The sequence below is a fragment of the Phaeobacter italicus genome (genome assembly GCF_019801785.1).
Taxonomy (GTDB): Bacteria; Pseudomonadota; Alphaproteobacteria; order Rhodobacterales; family Rhodobacteraceae; genus Phaeobacter; species Phaeobacter italicus.
Genome location: NZ_JAHVIJ010000004.1, coordinates 142021 through 157285, shown reverse-complemented (window position 1 = coordinate 157285; position 15265 = coordinate 142021). Strand labels below are relative to the sequence as shown.

At 59.5% G+C, this 15265-nt stretch carries 13 protein-coding genes, 1 other RNA gene and 1 riboswitch; of the genes, 8 read left to right on the top strand and 6 right to left on the bottom strand.

Annotated elements, in window-relative coordinates:
• Positions 1–6 precede the first annotated feature (6 nt).
• Positions 7–405: a hypothetical protein gene (locus KUV39_RS10920; protein ID WP_222459782.1), complete on the bottom strand. Its 399-nt coding sequence runs from the start codon at positions 403–405 to the stop codon at positions 7–9.
• Positions 381–2204 carry a DNA polymerase III subunit gamma/tau gene (locus KUV39_RS10915; RefSeq protein WP_050686990.1) on the bottom strand — a complete coding sequence of 608 codons (1824 nt, stop codon included), beginning with the start codon at positions 2202–2204 and terminating at the stop codon, positions 381–383. The genes KUV39_RS10920 and KUV39_RS10915 overlap by 25 nt, the downstream gene beginning before the upstream one ends.
• A gap of 221 nt (positions 2205–2425) precedes the next feature.
• Here KUV39_RS10915 and KUV39_RS10910 point away from each other — a divergent pair, with 221 nt between their 5' ends.
• A complete protein-coding gene (locus KUV39_RS10910) occupies positions 2426–2986 on the top strand; it encodes a protein-tyrosine phosphatase family protein (protein ID WP_222459781.1) in 561 nt (186 codons plus the stop codon).
• Between the two features lie 31 nt (positions 2987–3017).
• On the opposite strand, the gene KUV39_RS10905 is transcribed toward KUV39_RS10910, so the two are convergent.
• From KUV39_RS10905 to KUV39_RS10895, 3 genes are all read right to left on the bottom strand, one after another.
• Complete coding sequence (locus KUV39_RS10905) at positions 3018–3443, bottom strand: hypothetical protein (protein ID WP_222459780.1); 426 nt, start codon at positions 3441–3443, stop codon at positions 3018–3020.
• An 89-nt stretch (positions 3444–3532) separates the two neighbouring features.
• A riboswitch (cobalamin riboswitch) is annotated at positions 3533–3762 on the bottom strand.
• Positions 3763–3921: 159 nt separating this feature from the next.
• An RNA gene (ffs, locus tag KUV39_RS10900) (signal recognition particle sRNA small type) lies at positions 3922–4020 on the bottom strand.
• Positions 4021–4091: 71 nt separating this feature from the next.
• Positions 4092–5954 carry a 5'-nucleotidase C-terminal domain-containing protein gene (locus KUV39_RS10895; RefSeq protein WP_222459779.1) on the bottom strand — a complete coding sequence of 621 codons (1863 nt, stop codon included), beginning with the start codon at positions 5952–5954 and terminating at the stop codon, positions 4092–4094.
• Between the two features lie 326 nt (positions 5955–6280).
• Between KUV39_RS10895 and nudC the strand changes: the two genes are divergently transcribed.
• Together nudC and KUV39_RS10885 are read left to right on the top strand one after the other, a co-directional pair.
• Positions 6281–7258: an NAD(+) diphosphatase gene (gene nudC / locus KUV39_RS10890; protein WP_222459778.1), complete on the top strand. Its 978-nt coding sequence runs from the start codon at positions 6281–6283 to the stop codon at positions 7256–7258.
• Between the two features lie 57 nt (positions 7259–7315).
• Complete coding sequence (locus KUV39_RS10885) at positions 7316–7783, top strand: SRPBCC family protein (RefSeq protein ID WP_008562905.1); 468 nt, start codon at positions 7316–7318, stop codon at positions 7781–7783.
• A gap of 92 nt (positions 7784–7875) precedes the next feature.
• Here KUV39_RS10885 and KUV39_RS10880 read toward each other — a convergent pair whose 3' ends face one another.
• On the bottom strand, positions 7876–8709 hold the full coding sequence (locus tag KUV39_RS10880; RefSeq protein ID WP_037302661.1) for a prephenate dehydratase: 834 nt from the start codon (positions 8707–8709) through the stop codon (positions 7876–7878).
• A gap of 119 nt (positions 8710–8828) precedes the next feature.
• On the opposite strand from KUV39_RS10880, the gene KUV39_RS10875 reads away from it, so the two are divergent.
• The 5 genes from KUV39_RS10875 (at position 8829) to KUV39_RS10855 (ending at position 15265) form a co-directional block, all read left to right on the top strand.
• Positions 8829–9332: a c-type cytochrome gene (locus tag KUV39_RS10875; RefSeq protein ID WP_008562572.1), complete on the top strand. Its 504-nt coding sequence runs from the start codon at positions 8829–8831 to the stop codon at positions 9330–9332.
• Between the two features lie 216 nt (positions 9333–9548).
• The gene (locus KUV39_RS10870; RefSeq protein ID WP_222459777.1) at positions 9549–11471 is read left to right on the top strand and encodes an extracellular solute-binding protein; all 1923 of its coding nucleotides are present in this window, start codon (positions 9549–9551) and stop codon (positions 11469–11471) included.
• A gap of 9 nt (positions 11472–11480) precedes the next feature.
• Positions 11481–12566 (top strand): microcin C ABC transporter permease YejB, encoded by a 1086-nt coding sequence (locus tag KUV39_RS10865; protein ID WP_008560946.1) that lies wholly within the window; start codon positions 11481–11483, stop codon positions 12564–12566.
• A 3-nt stretch (positions 12567–12569) separates the two neighbouring features.
• On the top strand, positions 12570–13676 hold the full coding sequence (locus KUV39_RS10860; protein ID WP_008561744.1) for an ABC transporter permease: 1107 nt from the start codon (positions 12570–12572) through the stop codon (positions 13674–13676).
• Positions 13673–15265 carry an ABC transporter ATP-binding protein gene (locus tag KUV39_RS10855; protein ID WP_222459776.1) on the top strand — a complete coding sequence of 531 codons (1593 nt, stop codon included), beginning with the start codon at positions 13673–13675 and terminating at the stop codon, positions 15263–15265. Before KUV39_RS10860 ends, KUV39_RS10855 begins: the two co-directional genes overlap by 4 nt.

Sequence of the window (15265 nt, the reverse complement as noted above, 5' to 3'; positions counted from 1 at the left end):
TTTCTCCTAAGTGCGGGGGCGCAGGGCGCCGTAAGTCATCCCTGCACATATCGCAATTGCGAGCCCGATGAACAAGTGGGGGGAGGCCACGCAGTCCTGGATAATGCCCAGGGCTCTCTTGTCATCAAAGAGCTGCTCGTGGCTGTCCACCGTGATGACAAGGGCCAATAGCCCCCACAGGAGGCCCGCAGCGGCATAGACGGCGCGCCGACGGCTGTAGAGCGCGATGGCAATGAGGAGGTAGAGGGCGACAACCGCAGGCTTGGTCGACAGATCAAGGAGGAAAACCCAGCCCCTCTGATCGCGACTGTCCCCCTCAAGGCAGTGCAATGCGCCTGCGATTGCCGACGAGGCATAGGCGCAGGCTGCGAGGGTGAGCGTTACTCTTCCTCGAAGGGATCCCATTCATCCTCGACTTCCGGCAGGGCTTCGGCCTGCACTTCAGCTGCGAGATCCTCGGCGGTGCGGATTTTGGTGATCTTGGCTTTCGGGAAGTTCTCCAAGACGGCCTGAACGATCGGGTGTTTGCTGGCTTCGGCGCGCAAGGCGTTCTCTGCCGCGTTTTCGCGTTCGGTGATGGTTTCGCCACCGCCCTCGTTGGCGAGTGAGATCACCCAGCGGGCATGGGTCCAGTTCTGCAGCTGCTGACCCAGACGAGCGGCAAGATCCTTGGGCGCGTCGTCTGTCGGTTGGATGGTGATACGACCGGGCTGGTAGGACACCAGCCGCAGGTAGGTTTTCACATACTCCAGCAGCAGGCCGTCCCGTTTGACCCGGATCAGTTCCAGCACATGTTCAAAGCTGGGATAGCGCGCCAGCGCAAGGTCGGCCTGCGGTGCGAGGGCTGTGGCCTGTCCGTTGCCAGCCGACATCGTCGGCCCACCCTGAGGCCCTCCGGAGGGGGCGCCCTGCTGTGGGACATAGCCGCCGGGGCCACCGCTGGACGGGCCGCCAGCGCCCCCCATAGGGGCGTTCATGTGAGGGGCGTTCATCTGCCCGCCACCGGGATGCGGGGGCGGCGGCGTGTCTTGCAGCGTGCGCATCAGTTGTTCGGGCGTCGGCAGGTCGGCGACATGGGTCAGGCGGATCACAGCCATTTCTGCCGCCATCATTGCGTTCGGCGCGGCGGCAACTTCTTCCAGTGCTTTCAGCAGCATCTGCCACATCCGCGTCAGCACCCGCATCGGCAGTGCTTCGGCCATCTGGCTGCCACGGGCGCGTTCGTCGGGGCTGACGGTGGGGTCTTCGGCTGCGTCGGGGGTGATCTTTACGACCGACACCCAATGGGTGATTTCGGCCAGGTCACGCAGCACCGCCAGCGGGTCTGCGCCCTCGGCGTATTGTGCGCTGAGTTCCGTCAGGGCGGCGGCAGCATCGCCGCGCAGGATCATGTCCATCAGGTCCAGCACCCGCCCGCGATCCGCGAGGCCCAGCATGGCACGGACCTGATCGGCGGTGGTCTCTCCAGCGCCGTGGGAAATGGCCTGATCCAGCAGCGAAGTGGCGTCTCGGGCAGAGCCTTCGGCGGCGCGGGTGATAAGGGCGAGAGCGTCTTCGGCAATGTCTGCGCCTTCGGCGGTGGCGATCCTGCGAAGAAGGTCGATCATCACCTCTGGCTCGATCCGCCGCAAATCGAAGCGCTGGCAGCGCGACAGCACCGTCACCGGCACCTTGCGAATTTCGGTGGTGGCAAAGATGAATTTCACATGTGCAGGCGGTTCCTCCAGCGTCTTCAACAGGGCGTTGAAGGCGGAGGTCGACAGCATGTGCACCTCGTCGATGATGTAAATCTTATAGCGGGCGGAGGCGGCGCGGTACTGAACCGAATCGATGATCTCGCGGATGTCACCCACACCTGTGCGAGAGGCGGCGTCCATCTCCATCACATCGACATGCCGACCTTCCATGATCGCGGTGCAGTGTTCGCATTTGCCGCAGGGATCGGTGGTGGGGCCACCCTGGCCGTCTTCTCCGATGCAGTTCATGCCTTTGGCGATGATCCGGGCGGTCGTGGTTTTACCGGTGCCGCGGATACCGGTCATGATGAAAGCCTGGGCGATGCGGTCGGCAGCAAAGGCGTTCTTCAGCGTGCGCACCATCGCGTCCTGACCGACCAGATCGGCAAAGGTCTCGGGGCGGTATTTCCGGGCCAGAACCTGATATTGGCCGGTGGCCTGACCGGTGTCGCCTGCTGTCTCGTTCATGATGCCCCGTACCAGATTCGCTGTCGCCTTGGTTGAGACTGTAACCTAGGCAAGCGGGCGCATTTCGTCCACCGCTGTTGCGGTCCGTGAAACGGTCGAGAGATTCCATTAGGTCCGGCGCCGGGCTGGGGATAGACTGGCTGCTGTCGTGGATCTGACGCCTGGTTCTATGCCGGGCTGTCATATGGAAATGCGCGGAAACGTGGGATGGGGGGCGTGACGTGGAGGACGGATCGCAACACTGCGATGAGACACAGAAGGGTGGGCCGGGGGACGGTCTGACCCTGCATGCGCTCTCTGTCGCTGACGGTATCCTGGCCCTTTGTCCCTTGCCCGGCGTTGGTGGGGACTATGAGGCGGATATGGCCCATATTCGTGAGTGGCAACCGGGGCTGGTGATCTCCATGACCACCACAGAAGAGCACGAAACGCTTGGCGCAAGAACGCTTGGTGCGGATTTGCAAGGCATGGGCTGTCGCTGGATCCATTTGCCGGTGCCTGATTTCAGCCCTCCACCGCCGGATATTTTGGCACGGTGGCCCGAGGTCAGCCATCTGGCGCGCAAGGCGCTTGTCGGCGGTGGGCGGGTGTTGGTGCACTGCCGGGGGGGATGTGGCCGGTCGGGAATGGTGGTTTTGCGCCTGATGACGGAATGCGGCGAAAAGCCAGAGCTTGCCCTGGCCCGGCTGAGGCAGGTGCGCCCTTGTGCCATTGAGACCGACGCCCAGATGGCCTGGGCCTATGGCCCGCGCCGGATCCCCAGCGCGGGCAGTGACGGCTGACTGGTCTGCAGTGCAAAAGTCCTGTCGGCGCTCAGGCCGATGCCAAAGCAGCCTGCGCCTTTGGCGGTGACGGCAGTGAGCGGCGCGGCAGTGCCTGGGCAAGGCCGCTGGGATAGGTTTGATTGCGTTTCGGCACAAAGGGCGATGCCGCCGGATCAAAGATGGCATCGGCGAATTGATCCAGACCGCTGAGCGAGGCGTCTTCGCCAACGCCCGTGAAAATACGGATGCGGGTGTGGCTGGCGACAAATCGTGCAGAACAGCGGCTGGCACAGCGCGCGTCGCAGCGTTCAAGCAGGCAGGTGCCGGTGATTTCAAAATCATCCGTTGTCGATGGTCGGGCCTGATCCAGCGCCATTCCAAGGCGCGCAATCATGCGTTCAACAGCGGGGCAGGGGCGCCCCAAATGACGGCAGCTGCTGACAGAGTAGCTGTGTGTTGTGTCGGTCCAGTTCATTGCGCCCTCCGCGCGTTGGCGGCGCATTCGGACAGAGCTGGCAAGCCTGAGAAGGACATGCAGACCCTGCCAGGACACCCCGCCCGGTTGTGGTTTCTTACGAGATGGCAGGTCTCCTGACTTGCGGGTCGCAGCTGATCCGGGCCTTCCCGATGCCTTGGCTTGGTGCCTGCATCAGTGGCTTTGTCCGGGGTCGCTCGCCGCTTACAGTTGCGGGGGCAGTCGCGGCATTGATCTGCTTGAAATGAGCCGATCGCACCGTGTTCCCTTTTCATCCCGGCCACAATGCAGCGCGGGAACCATCACCCAATGGCTAGCGGGATGCGCGACGAGTCGTCAAGCATTGGATCCATAAATTGTGGAAAAGACTCTGGACGGCGGCAGATGTTGTGCGCAATCAACCTCATCGGCCCGGATTTAGGGTCATGCGATCCCACATGCGTCCCCAAAGGGGCAGAGACCGGTTGATTGGGGGATAAGGTGAGAGGTTGGACATCGACCCAAGCGGGGCTCGTTGTGGCTGCTTCCTTCCGGACCTGACCAGGTTGGCGAGGCGCTCGCCCGCGCCAACCTCTCAAGGCCCGATATAGGGGGGGTGACCAGGAATGGCAAGCCTGTCTGCAAGCAAACTAATGGCCGATGCAAAACTCAGAGAGAGACAACCACTTTCAAAAACCCATCGGGGGTCAAACCGGCGACACGGTGGGTTGCGGGGTCCAGTTCATGCAGGTGGGCCCTGGCATCGGGACCAGTGAAGATATCCACCTGGGTTTGGGGCATCTGCCTCAGGCGCCACGGGTATGGCGCATCCTCCAGCGGGTCGCGGGGAAGTCGACCTGCAACGTAGTCACAGATAGCATCGCGCACCCTGACAGAGGGCAGCGGCAGGCGTGTTGCGGTTTGCGGTACGGCGAAATTGCCACCACCGCCGATCCGGAAACTGTTCACCGCAATGGCAAAATGCTGGCTGTCGCGCACCGGTGCACCCTGCCAGCACAGGTTGCGGATACGGCTGGACTGCGGATCGCAGAGGGTCCCGTTGCTGCTGAAACGCGGTGGTGCCGAGACATCGATGTCGTATTCGAGGCCGAAAATCACATCAAAGTTATGGCCTGCGCGGTCCTCATCAATGAGGGGTTGGTCGCCTTTACCGGGGCGGATTATGTTGAAAAGCCCCGCCGACATCTCGAGCCAATCCCGCAGCTGCGCCCCGTCGACGACCACTGCGCGCAGCTCGTTGGGGAAGGGCTGAATGTCGACCACATGGCGCATGTACATCGGTCCTTCGGGGACGTCGGTGTAGTTGCTTGGCCCGGAACGGGCGCCAAACTTGCCCGGTGCACAGGCCGACAAAAGGGGGAGATTCGCAGCAACGGTGTTTTGCAGCAATGGACGCACCGCAGCGGCCTGGGCCCAGGCGGCAAGCGAAAGGGCGCGGTCCTCTGTCACGAAGGAAAAGAACGAGTGCAGCGACTGCGCGGTCCCCCCGACGGGTTGCGCCATGCGCCTACGGGTGCGTTCATGCTGCGGGGCCAGCGCCTCGGTCAGGGTCTGCTGCTCTGGCGACTGGGGTTGGACCGTGCCGTCTGGTCCGCGTTTGATGATTGGCTTCAGATCCACGGAATGATCCGTGATCTGCCATCCATCCTGCGCGCTGTGCGTCAGGAAAAGGTCGATGATACCAAGGTGTGAACCATGGGCGCCGGGCATCACAACCGGTTTGGCAAATGTGTGGCGCCCGTCCGGCAAGGTCAGATGGGTGTGACCCGCGACGATTGCGTCCAGTTCCGTCAACGTGCTGAGCGGCTTTAGCGCGTTTTCGGCGTCATCTTCGCCGTCATGCGGGTCAAGGCCGGTGTGGGCCAATGCAATCACCAGATCGCAGCCTGCGTCGCGCAAGGATGCAGCCGTCCGCTGGGCGCTGGTGACCATCTGGTCGATTTCGACCTTGTCGCGCAGCTGGTAGGCGCCCCATTTCATCGTATGTGGCGGCAGCACCGACAGCAGGCCCAGCCTGATGGGACAGGTGCCGGTTCCAAGATGCAAATCGCGGTGAATGATCGTGGTCGTGGAAAACGGCAAAGACAACTCGGGGTCGAGTGCGCGGACATTGGAGCAAATCACGCTGCAGTCCATCTGGGCCACTGTCTGGCTCAGCACGTCGATGCCAAAATCGAAATCATGATTGCCCAATCCGATGGCATCATATCCCAGCAGGTCAAAGGCAAGCGGAACAGCGGCCTGAGTGGGATCGCCGATACGGGTGGGCAGTTCGGCCAGTGGCGTGCCAAACAGACTATCGCCGTTGTCGACCAGCACAGTGCTGGCACGCGTCTTTTCTGCCTCTGCACGAGCCTGATCAATCAGGCTTGCAACCCGCGACAGACCGACGGTCGGATCTGGTCGATCCGAATAATAGTCATAACTCAACAGGTTGGCATGCAGGTCCGTCGTCGCCAGAATGCGCAGACATCCAACTTCGTGGTCGTCGGTTTGCTCCGATCCTGTCATGTTGCGCTTCTTGCAAATCTCACGGTGTTTCCAGGCAATGGCGAAGGTTGCGAATTTATTAACAACTCACCGGCGCAGTTTGAAGCAACCAAACTCCGAACTGGAAAGCTGTTTTTTGCGGAGAATTAGACACAAAATGCTTCTTCCCCCTTGAGATAAGTGTGATTTGCGATTTTCAAGATTTATATGGGAAAACGGTTTTCTCCCTGACTGTGACCCTGAAGAGACAGCGTTGCAACCAATGGGGGAGTTTGTGCGGTTATTTCAAGCAGCTAGCACGTGTGCAACAGCGCCGCGCGGGGCAGAGACAGGTTAAGGACGGGTCCATGAAGAATGCAGAGCAGGTCACCTTTGGGGGTGGCAACATCGATCGCGCAGCGCAGTTGCGCGATGACCCACAGGCCTTGGCCGAGCAATGGCAGACCGGGCAGGTGTTGGTGATGTGGCGCGGCAAGCCTTTGTGCCAGCTGGCCGCGGCCGGCGATGTGCCGGGCGCGCTGGCGTGGTTGCCTGCCACGCATCCCGTTGTGAAGGGCCAAGAGACAGAGGCGGTCTTTCTTGGGCGGTGTGCCGAAGGTGTCGCGCGGTTTGCGATAGATATCAGCACATGGGAGCCAGAGGCGCAGGACACCGATAGTGTCGGTGGGTTCGTTGATCTCAGTGAGCAACGGCATCCTGAGCTGCCGCAGGACAGCGGATTTGCAGAGCTGCGCCGCATCATGGCCCATCTGAACCGTGCCGAAGCCGAGTTTGCCGCCACAGCAAGAGCGATCTTTGGCTGGCATGAGACACATCGTTTCTGCGCGCGATGTGGCGAGAAGAGCAATATGGCCCAGGCCGGCTGGCAGCGGATTTGCCCGAGCTGTGGAGGCGCGCATTTCCCACGCACCGATCCGGTTGTGATCATGCTGATCACACATGGCGAATCGGTTCTGGTAGGGCGTTCACCCGGTTGGCCGGAGGGAATGTATTCGCTTCTTGCGGGCTTTGTGGAACCGGGCGAGACGCTGGAAGCTGCGGTCCGGCGAGAGGTCGAGGAGGAAACCGGAGTGAAAGTCGGCGCCGTCTCCTATCTGTCCAGTCAACCGTGGCCGTTTCCAATGTCACTGATGTTTGGCTGCGCGGGCGAGGCGCTGGGACGCGATATCAAGATTGATCCGAACGAGATCGAAGACGCCCTGTGGGTCAGTCGGCAAGACATGATGACGGTTTTCGCGGGAGACCACCCTACGATCCGCCAGCCGCGCAAAGGCGCAATTGCACATTTTCTATTGCAGAACTGGCTTGCGGATACGTTGGATTGAGACGAATAGTAGATTTCAGATCTATCTTCCGAGACATGGCGTAAAGGCAGAGACCGTATGGAGTTTTCCGGCAAAGAGGACATTGATGCCCCAATTGCGGAGGTGTTTCACGCGCTGTGTGACTTTGAGAATATGGAGCGCCAGGCCCTGCGTCGCGGTGCCGAGGTTCAGCGCATGGGCGATGCTGCGCATCCCGAGAACGGATTGGCGTGGGACGTGGCATTTCAGTTCCGTGGCAAGGACCGCAAGCTGAACGTCGCGCTGACCACCTACGAGCCGGTTACCATGATGGCTGTGACAGGAACGGGCAGTGGGGTTGATGGCAATCTGGAGGTGGAACTTCTCGCTCTTTCGCCACAACGAACCCGGATGGTGGTGAAACTGGCGCTGTCGCCCAAGACGCTGTCGGGCCGGTTGATGGTTCAGTCGCTGAAACTGGCCAAGACCCGGCTTGTGCGGGGATTTGAACGCCGTGTGAGCGAATTTGCCCGTCAGACCGAGGCGAGGTTGAGCGGCACCGTCTGAAGTGTTCTGCGGTACGTTGACGTGCCAAGATAAAAGAAAGCCGCGTCAGCGAATACTGGCGCGGCTTTTTGTTGGTCGGCAGTGACAGAGAATCAGAGGCGGTCGCGATTTGCGGGGTAAACGCCGAGAATCTCGATATTTGTTGTGAAATAGGCCAGCTCGTCCATGGCGAGGCGCACATTTGGGTCATCCGGGTGGCCATCGATGTCTGCATAGAACTGCGTCGCGGTGAATGAGCCGCCGACCATGTAACTTTCGAGTTTCGTCATGTTGACGCCGTTCGTCGCAAATCCGCCCATCGCCTTGTAAAGCGCAGCGGGGATGTTGCGGACCTCGAAAACAAAGCTGGTAATCATACCATGCTCACCCCGGCGACTGTGGTCCGGCGTGCGCGACATAGTGAGGAACCGGGTGGTGTTGTCGCCCTGATCTTCGATGTGGCGGGCCAGAACATCCAGCCCATAGATCTCTCCCGCCAGCTCGCTTGCCAGGGCTGCATGGGTCTTGTCTTTGGCTTCTGCAACGTCGCGTGCGGCGCGGGCATTGTCTGGGCTGACACGGCCGCGGATGTTGTTTTCATTGAGAAAACGGGCGCATTGCGGCAGCAGAACAAGGTGGGAATGCGCATCGGTGATGTCTTCCAGCTTGGCGCCGGGCACGCCGAGGACATTGATGTGAACCCTCACGAATGTCTCGTCGATGATGTGCAGCCCGCTATGGGGAAGAAGCCGGTGAATGTCGGCGACCCGCCCGTAGGTGGAGTTTTCGACAGGCAACATGGCAAGCTCTGCTTCACCGCTGCGGACCGCATTGATTGCGTCCTCAAAGTTGCGGCACGGCAGCACGTCCATATCTGGCCGTTCGTTACGACAGGCCTCGTGACTGTAGGAGCCAAGCTCCCCCTGAATGGCAATTCTCTGGGTCATAACTGCGGCATCCGTGCAAAACTTCAAAAAACGGGCGTTTCGTCGCGCTGTCTATACCTTGCCACTTGAGAGGGGAAGCCTTAGACAACCCCTCAGACAGCTGAAATGGACTCGCGATCATGTTTGACACGATGACCCTTACCAAAGCGACCGCAGGTCTTTGCGGCGCGTTCCTCGTGTTCCTTCTGGGCAAATGGGCCGCAGAGGAACTGTATCACACCGAAGCACATGGTGAAGCTTCCTATGTGATTGAAGTGGAAGAGGCAGGTGCAGAAGAAGTTGCCGAAGTTGTAGACTTTGGTGAACTGATGGCCTCTGCAGACGTTGGCAAAGGTGCCAAGGTCTTCAAGAAATGCTCTGCTTGCCACAAACTTGAAGCAGGCGCGAATGCGACCGGCCCTTACCTTTATGGTGTTGTGGGTCGTGAATTTGCCGCCGCAGATGGCTTTGGCTACTCTGGCGCCCTGTCCGGCATGTCCGGCACTTGGACCGCAGAGGAACTGGACGCCTTCCTGACCAAGCCGTCTTCGTACGTGCCTGGCACCACCATGAGCTTTAGCGGCCTGAAGAAACAAAGCGATCGTGTGAACCTGATCGCCTATCTGGACAGCCTCGACAACTGATCCGACAGGCTCCGACAATTTCAAAAGGCCGCGCTTTGAGCGCGGTCTTTTTTTGTCTGCGGTGCTCTGACAGGGTGCAGAGCAGCGGATCGGCGGGTTCACGCCTTGACACACGGGAAATTCAGCCAATCTGAACTTGAATGTTCCCGGTGCAGCCGCTTAGCTTTGCACCAAGTGTTCCTGACAGTGAACGCCGTGCCAAGGAGGTTCTTGCAGATGAAAACGCCCCTCACCGCTCGCCGTGCCGTTTCGGCCAGAGTTATTGATCCGCAACCGTTTTTCCGCAGCATCGCAGCCAGCTTTCTGGCGTTGATTGTGATGTGTCTGCTGGCCACGGTTGCCCGGGCAGAGGGGGAGATCATCAAGAGCCACGGCTTCGCTGAATTCGGCGAGCTGAAGTATCCGGCAGGTTTTGCGCATTTCGATTATGTAAATCCGGACGCGCCCAAGGGGGGTGAATTGTCTCTGTCCGCGGTCGGGACGTTCGACAGCATGAACCCCTACACCCGCAAGGGGCGCGGCGGCGCGATGTCGGCGGACCATTTCGAATCTCTCTTGGTCGAATCCTATGACGAGCCGGGCAGCTATTATGGCTTGTTGGCAGAAAGCCTGGAGTACCCGGAAACGCAGGATTGGGTGATTTTCAACCTCCGTCCCGAAGCGCGGTTCTCTGATGGGAGCCCACTGACGGCTGAAGATGTGGTGTTTTCACACAATCTGCTGCTGGAACAGGGCCTGAAATCTTACGCCGAGGCGGTCAAGAAACGCATCCCCAAGGCCGAGGTTCTGGGGCCGCATCGGGTGAAATTCTACTTCTCTCCTGATTTTCCCCGTCGCGCCATGATCACTCAGGTTGGCGGCACGTCAGTCTTTTCCAAAGCGTGGTTTGAGGCGGACCCGGAAAACCGGCGTCTGGATGAGCCGCGGCTTGATCCGGGCATCGGATCTGGTCCCTATGTTCTGGAATCTCTCGATGTGAACCAGCGCATCACATACAAGCGCAACCCGGACTATTGGGGCAAAGACGTGAATGTGAACGTAGGGCGCCACAACTACGATCGGATCAGGATCGAGTATTTCGGCGATGCGGTCGCTGCGATGGAAGGGTTCAAGGCAGGCGTCTACACGATGCGCCCCGAGAACAGTTCCAAGAGCTGGGCAACTGCGTATGAATTCGATGCGGTGGCCGATGGGCATGTGGTTAGGGGCGAATTTGCCGACGGTAATGTCCCTGCAGCCAGTGGTTTTGTGATGAACCTGTTGCGCCCGAAGTTCCAGGATCCGCGCGTGCGCGAAGCGATGCAGCTGGCCTATAATTTCGATTGGACGAACGAGAGCCTGCAGTACGGCCTGTTCCGTCAACGCCACTCCTTCTGGCAGGATAGCGCGCTGGAAGCCAAGGGTGTGCCGCAAGGGGCCGAGCTGGAGGTGCTGACCGGGCTTGGGGACATGATTGATCCGGCGCTCCTTAGCAGCGAACCGGTGATGGCGCATAGTTCAAAGGCTGACCGCCCCGGTGATCGCCGCAATTTGCGCCGTGCAATGAAGTTGCTGGATGACGCGGGCTGGAGCGTTGGTGACGATGGTTTGCGCAGAAACGCAGATGGTGAGCTGCTGAAGGTCGAGTTCTTGTTGGATTCCCCGACCATCGAACGGATCGTTCAGCCCTATGTGGCAAACTTGCGCCAGATGGGGGTCGAAGCCATTGCGAGCCGGGTGGACTATGCTCAGTACACCAGCCGCCGGCGTGAAAAAGACTTTGACATGATCACCTTCGCTTACCCGAAGTATCTGGAACCTTCGACCGGGCTCTATCAGCAGTTCGGGTCAGAGGCGCATGAATATTCCGTTTTCAATCCTGCGGGGCTTGCGGATCCCGCGGTGGATAAACTGATTGCGGCAATCGTCGAAGCAACTGATCAGGAGACCCTGCAAAGCAATGTTCGGGCGCTGGATCGCGTGCTGCGGGCCAAGCGTTTCATGGTGCCGACATGGTATCTGGACGTGAGCTGGGTAGCGTATTGGGATTTCTACGAGCATCCGGAAAACCTGCCCCCCTTTGATCTGGGCCTTCGGGATATCTGGTGGGTCAATGCCGATAAGGAAGCGGCATTGAAATCCTCTGGTGCATTGCGGTAAGCGCCTGACATGGCAGCTTATATCCTTCGACGTCTCTTGCTGGTGATCCCGACACTGTTCGGGATCCTGGTGATCAATTTTGCTTTGGTGCAGTTCGTGCCCGGTGGGCCTGTGGAACAGATGATCGCCCAGCTGGAAGGCGGCGGTGATGTGTTCGAAGGCTTTGCCGGCGGCGGAGGCGACGCCGGAGGAGAGGCGATTGCGGCAAACGACAATTATGCGGGTCGGCAAGGTCTGCCACCTGAACTGATCGCTGAGCTGGAAGAGCAATTCGGTCTGGATAAGCCTCCGGTCGAACGCTTTCTGATCATGCTTGGCAACTACGCGCAGTTTGATTTTGGCGAGAGCTATTTCCGCAAGATCGACGTGCTTGATCTGGTCCTGGAAAAGATGCCGGTGTCGATTTCTCTGGGTCTTTGGTCAACGCTGATTGCCTATCTCGTGTCGATCCCGCTGGGCATCCGCAAGGCGTTGCGCGATGGGTCGCGCTTTGACACCTGGACCAGTGGCATCATCATTGCGGCCTACGCTATTCCGGGATTTTTGTTCGCCATCTTGCTGCTGGTTCTGTTTGCGGGTGGTTCGTATTGGCAGATCTTCCCGTTGCGGGGGCTGACCTCTGATAACTGGGAAAACCTCAGCCTGTTTGGCAAGATTGCAGACTATTTCTGGCATATCACACTGCCCGTTGTGGCCTCGACCATCTCGGCCTTTGCCACGTTGACGCTTCTCACGAAGAACTCGTTCCTGGACGAGATCAAAAAGCAATATGTCATGACGGCCCGCGCCAAGGGGCTGAGCGAGCGGCGGGTCCTTTACGGCCATGTTTTTCGCAACGCCATGCTGATTGTGATTGCAGGATTCCCGGCTGTCTTTATCGGCGTGTTCTTTTCGGGCAGCTTGATCATCGAGACGATCTTTTCGCTCGACGGTCTGGGGCGCCTTGGATTTGAAGCGGCAGTGGCGCGGGATTATCCTGTGATCTTTGGCACGCTGTTCATCTTTGGTTTGATGAGCCTCGTTGTCGGTATCATTTCCGACATCATGTATGTGATCGTCGATCCGCGGATCGATTTTGAAAAGAGAGAGGGCTGACAGATGGCTTTGTCTCCGCTCAACCAGCGCCGTTGGAATAACTTCCGCCGCAACAAACGGGCCTTTTGGTCGTTGTGGATCTTCTCCGTGCTGTTCGGGATCTCGCTGTTTGCCGAGTTCATCGCCAACGACAAGCCGATCCTTGTGAACTATCGCGGGGAGTATTTCACCCCGGTTTTCAACTTTTACCCGGAAACCACCTTTGGTGGAGACTTCCAGACCGAGGCCGCCTACCGCGACCCGGAGGTTCAGTGCCTCATCGCCTCTGGCGGGGTGGAGGACTGTTTTGATGATCCTGAAGGCATCCTGGAAGAGATAGAGGCTGGTACATACGCGGGTGACGGGTTTGACGAGGGCTGGGCGATATGGCCGGTCATTCCCTACAGCTACAACACCACCGTCGACCGGCCAGGTGCGGCCCCTTTGCCACCGAACGGACAGAACCTGTTGGGCACGGATGACACCAAGCGGGATGTCTTGGCACGGGTGATCCACGGTTTCCGCCTGTCCATCCTGTTCACGTTGATGGTGACAGGTGCTGCAACGCTGGTTGGCATTGCTGCGGGTGCGGTTCAGGGCTTTTTCGGAGGCTGGCTGGATCTGGTATTCCAGCGGGTGATCGAAATCTGGGGCTCTATCCCGCAGCTTTACGTCATCATTATCATGTTTGCGATACTGGGGCGCAGTTTCTGGCTGCTTGTGATCCTTATGATCCTGTTCAGCTGGACCGCCTTGGTGAGCGTCGTGCGGGCTGAGTTCCTGCGGGCGCGCAATCTGGAATATGTCCGCGCGGCCAAGGCGCTTGGGGTTGGGAACATGACCATCATGTTCCGCCATATGCTGCCCAATGCGATGGTGGCGACGCTGACCTTTCTGCCGTTCATCGTCACAGGAACGATCGGCACCTTGGCTGGGCTGGACTTCCTCGGCTTTGGCCTGCCGTCATCAGCGCCCTCTCTGGGAGAGCTGACGTTGCAGGCAAAACAAAACCTGGAGGCACCCTGGCTCGCCTTCACCGCGTTTTTCACCTTTGCCATCATGCTGTCCCTGCTGGTCTTCATCTTTGAAGGTGTGCGCGATGCCTTTGATCCGAGAAAGACATTCTCATGAACACTGACACCTCTCAGCTCCTGAATGTCCGCAATCTGCGGGTTTCCTTCCGTCAGGACGGCAAGGTGACAGAGGCGGTGCGCGGTGTGTCCTTCTCTGTTGGACGCGGTGAAACCGTGGCTCTTGTCGGCGAAAGCGGTTCGGGCAAGTCGGTCACTGCCCTGTCGACGGTTTCCCTTTTGGGTGACAGCGCGTCGGTCAGCGGCTCTGTAACGTATGATGGGCAGGAAATGGTCGGCGCCTCCGAACGTCACCTGCGGCAGGTGCGGGGCAACGATATCAGCTTTATCTTTCAAGAGCCGATGACCTCTCTCAACCCGCTGCACACCATCGAAAAACAGCTGGCGGAATCTCTGGCGTTGCATCAGGGCCTCGACGGCAAAGCGGCGCGTGTTCGGATCGTTGATCTCCTGAACCGGGTAGGGATCCGCGATGCGGAAAACCGGCTGGGGGCGTATCCCCATCAGCTTTCGGGGGGGCAACGTCAGCGGGTGATGATCGCAATGGCGCTGGCCAACAAGCCCGATATCCTGATCGCGGATGAGCCAACGACAGCTTTGGATGTGACGATCCAGCAGCAAATCCTCGAATTGCTGGCAGATCTCAAGAAAAGCGAAGGCATGGGGCTGTTGTTCATCACCCATGACCTCAGCATCGTGCGCCGGATCGCAGATCGGGTCTGTGTGATGAAGGGGGGCGAGATTGTCGAGGAGGGGCCAACAGCGGAGCTGTTTGCCAATCCACAGCATCCCTATACGCAGAAACTTCTGGATGCAGAGCCAACGGGCCAGCCCGCCCCCGTGCCTGACGGTGCCGAGGAGCTGATCCGGACCGAAGATCTAAAGGTCTGGTTCCCGATCCAACGGGGCCTGCTGAAACGCACTGTCGGCCATGTCAAAGCGGTCAACCCGACCTCTATCTCTGTGCGCGCAGGCGAGACATTGGGCATTGTCGGCGAAAGCGGCAGTGGCAAGACCACTCTGGCGCTGGCGATCATGCGATTGATTGCCTCTGAGGGGCGTGTCGAGTTTCAGGGCCAGGATCTGCGGCAGTGGTCCACCCGTGATTTGCGCCGCCTGCGCGCGGACATGCAGATCGTGTTTCAGGATCCCTTTGGGGCGCTCAGCCCGCGGATGACCTGTGCTCAGATCATTGCCGAGGGGCTGGCGATCCATAATGTCGACCAGGACCGCGATCCCCGCGAACTGGTGGCGGAGGTCATGAGCGAGGTGGGGCTGGATCCGGCGTTCATGGACCGTTACCCGCACGAGTTTTCAGGCGGCCAGCGTCAACGGATCGCCATTGCGCGTGCGATGGTTCTGCGCCCCAAACTGGTTGTGCTGGACGAGCCGACGTCGGCCCTCGACATGACGGTTCAGGTGCAGATCGTTGACCTTTTGCGAGACCTGCAGGCCCGCTATGGGCTGGCATATCTGTTCATTTCGCACGATCTGAACGTGGTGCGGGCGATGTCGCACAAGATGATCGTGATGAAACAGGGGGATGTGGTCGAAGCCGGTACGGCAGAACATCTGTTCTCCAACGCCAGCGACCCCTATACGCAGCAACTGCTGGCAGCGGCCGGCTGA